3 protein-coding genes are annotated in these 3,173 nt (G+C 41.8%); 2 read left to right on the forward strand and 1 reads right to left on the reverse strand.

All coding sequences use genetic code 11. The features are described 5' to 3' along the window. Together ACZFYI_RS18015 and ACZFYI_RS18020 are read left to right on the forward strand one after the other, a co-directional pair. On the forward strand, window positions 1–438 hold a 438-nt coding region (locus ACZFYI_RS18015; RefSeq protein ID WP_462525511.1), incomplete at its 5' end, for a winged helix-turn-helix domain-containing protein. A 459-nt stretch (window positions 439–897) separates the two neighbouring features. Next, window positions 898–2,097 carry a DEAD/DEAH box helicase gene (locus ACZFYI_RS18020; protein WP_462525512.1) on the forward strand — a complete coding sequence of 400 codons (1,200 nt, stop codon included), beginning with the start codon at window positions 898–900 and terminating at the stop codon, window positions 2,095–2,097. A 197-nt stretch (window positions 2,098–2,294) separates the two neighbouring features. Here ACZFYI_RS18020 and ACZFYI_RS18025 read toward each other — a convergent pair. Continuing rightward, window positions 2,295–3,173: 5'-nucleotidase C-terminal domain-containing protein (locus tag ACZFYI_RS18025; RefSeq protein ID WP_462525513.1), on the reverse strand; the 879-nt coding region annotated here is incomplete at its 5' end.

The following is a 3,173-nucleotide window of genomic DNA, read 5'->3' on the forward strand; positions in this document are numbered from 1 at the left end:
AAAATCAATTTTGAGTCCACCCAACTGAAAGCATCAAACTTTTCTGTTCCCATTATTATCGGGATTTTGGCCTTCGGCTTTTTGTTTTTGTTCAAAAAAAATCCCCCAAAACCCGAAAACAAAAGAATCCTGGAGGTCAGTCAATGCTTGATGATCGGGAAATTTGAATTCCATTATGAAAGTTACCTGCTGAAAATCGGAAAAGAGGAAATAGAACTCTCCCAAAAAGAAAACAAGCTATTGAGACTTTTTGCCTCCCACCAAAATGAAGTACTCGAAAGAGACCGTTTGCTAAAGGAAATATGGGAAGATGAAGGCGTATTTGTCGGCAGAAGTCTGGACATGTTTGTCTCCAAACTCAGAAAGAAACTGCTCCTCGATCCGAATATCCAACTCAAAAACATCCGGGGAAGAGGGTATATTTTGCAGGTGGATTGAGTTTTTTTTTTGAAAAAAAAGAAACACATGTGGATAGATATTCTATCTACTTTGGTTCACCTCCAATTTATTTAAGCAGGAAATTCAATATTTTCTTTAAGCTTTCTCCGTTTTGCATGAAGCTGTTTAACTTAAAAAGTCTGACCGCTGGAAGCCTTCTGAATTGGTTTGCTTTGCGACTTCGCGTCTTAGCGGGAAACAAGTAAATGCAGCTTCTGGAGAAACAGGATAACTAGAAAGCAGGACAGCTCAAATAGTCTGAGGCCGGAAGCCGTCTGACTTAGATTGCATCTTCGCGCCTTTGCGTGAAGTAAAGACCATAGTGATTTCCGTCCAAAAAAAGCCTACCTTTGCAGCACTTTGTAATAAAGCACGGCAAGTTGTAAGCCGCTTTTAATAAATCTCCCCGCTGATACAGACCATACAACATCTCCATCGGCCCAATTACATTCAGCCAACATGGCATTCAAAAATTTAGGAATTATTGATCCTATCCTCAAGGCGCTCGCCAATGAAGGATACTCCACCCCCACTCCCATTCAGCAACAAGCGATTCCATTGGTTCTCCAAGGAAGAGATCTGCTCGGATGTGCCCAAACTGGAACAGGCAAGACAGCTGCTTTTGCCATTCCCATTATCCAACACCTTGCTGAGAAAAAGCAAGTCAGGTTCGGAATCAAGACTTTGATCCTGACTCCTACACGTGAACTCGCGATCCAAATCGATGAGAGTTTTGCAGCTTACGGCAAATTCACCAACATCAAACATACCGTCATCTTTGGCGGTGTTTCTCAACTTCATCAGGTCAATGCTCTCAAAAGAGGCGTGGATGTACTTGTGGCAACACCCGGAAGGTTGCTCGATCTGATCAACCAAAAATTTATCGACCTCCGTATGTTGGAAATTTTTGTCCTTGATGAGGCCGATAGGATGCTTGACATGGGATTTATCCATGATGTCAAAAAACTGATCGCCATCATTCCGGCCAAAAGACAGACTTTGTTTTTCTCGGCAACCATGCCACCTGAAATCCAAAAATTGGCAGATTCATTGTTGACCAAGCCGGCATTTGTGGAAGTGACTCCACCTTCTTCTACTGTTGACAAGATTGACCAACACCTTTACTATGTCAACAAAAGCAACAAGCCAGAGCTTTTGCTTCACCTGTTACAAAAGAAGAAAATCGGATCTGCATTGGTATTTACCAAAACCAAACACGGCGCAGACAAGGTAGTAAAGCAACTTCAAAAAGAGCATGTAAAAACTGCTGCCATCCATGGAAACAAAAGCCAAAATGCACGACAGAATGCCTTGAGTGACTTCAAAAACGGCAAGATTCAGGTTTTGATCGCTACTGATATTGCTGCAAGAGGAATCGATATCGACGAATTGGCCAATGTTTTCAATTACGATTTGCCCAACATTCCTGAAACTTATGTTCACAGGATCGGTCGGACAGGCAGGGCGGGAAACTCGGGAATCGCGATTTCATTTTGTGATGAAGAAACCGTCAAAGAACTCAAGGACATCGAAAAACTGATCGGTAAAAAAATCCCTGTTGTCGAAGACCATCCTTATCCTTTCAAAGGAATCCTTTCAGAAAAAGCCGGAGAATTGGCAAGAAAGAAGCCGAAGCAGGGGCAGAGGAGAAGGTATTGAATTGGTTAATGGTTATTTGGTTATTTGGTTAAAGGTTTTAAAAATTGAAATACATAGAAATATGGTAGAAATAGATTGAAATATTTTTGAATCATGTTCTATCAAATAATCTAAAAAGGCAACGGTTCGCACCGTTGGCTTTTTTTGTTGTCATTTACCTTAGACTATCGACTATGGTCAATGGACTTTTTTAATTGCTATCTAAACTCATAATCCACGCCATGTACCTGTGTCAACAATGTTGCAGGGGCATCCAAGGCTTTTGCCGCTCCGACCGGAGTTGGGGTAACGGGTGAATGAGCCGAAAGGTAATTGAGCATCACCTGATGAAGGGTAATATCCAGATCCTTGGTATTTTTTACGTTTTTGATCCGACAAACCATATCCTGAGGATCGCCATCTCTTTCGCAGGCGCTGATGGAATAAGTTTTGTTCAAGTCGAGCGGTTGTCCTTTTACAGTAAATGATTGGATTCGTTTTCCTTCTTCTCCAAAGGCATTGAAGGTCAGTTCCATTCCTTTGAACTTGGTGACCCAACCTCCGAATCTTTTCGACGCATCTTCAGCAAAAACGTTGTTCAGCTCCCTTTCCATCCAAGTGTACAGTTGTTGACCTGTGACCTGTCCGGTTCTGACCCTGCTGTCCACCGGCAGCATATCAGAAATAAAACCTCTTGTGATCGGTATATTTCCGGTATGGTCTCTCGTTGTCCGAGGTGGACAAAATCTGAATCCATTGGAAAGTTTGATGTCAATATCAGGCAATTGATAATCCAAGGCATCGAGTACCATTTTGTCAATGGGGTTTTCAATTACAAAATATCTGTAGAGCGGTATGGTGCTATATCCTACTATTTTATCAATTTCTTGTTTAAATGGTGCCTCTACCTCAGCCACTAGCTTTGCCATCTTAGATGGACTTTTCATTTTTTGAGGATCCACTTCAAGCAATTCATATTCATCTGCTATTACTTTTCCGTTTTCTATGGTCAATTCCAACTTTCCTACAAATGATCCAAATGCGCCCGGTTCTACGACTTTGGCATATTTTCCCTGGATGGGAACCCTTACCCTTTC

This window comes from Aquiflexum sp. (assembly GCF_977115555.1).

Coding starts and splice junctions, on each gene's coding strand:
- ACZFYI_RS18020 (WP_462525512.1), top strand. CDS start 898: ATGGCATTCAAAAATTTAGGAATTATTGATCCTATCCTCAAGGCGCTC.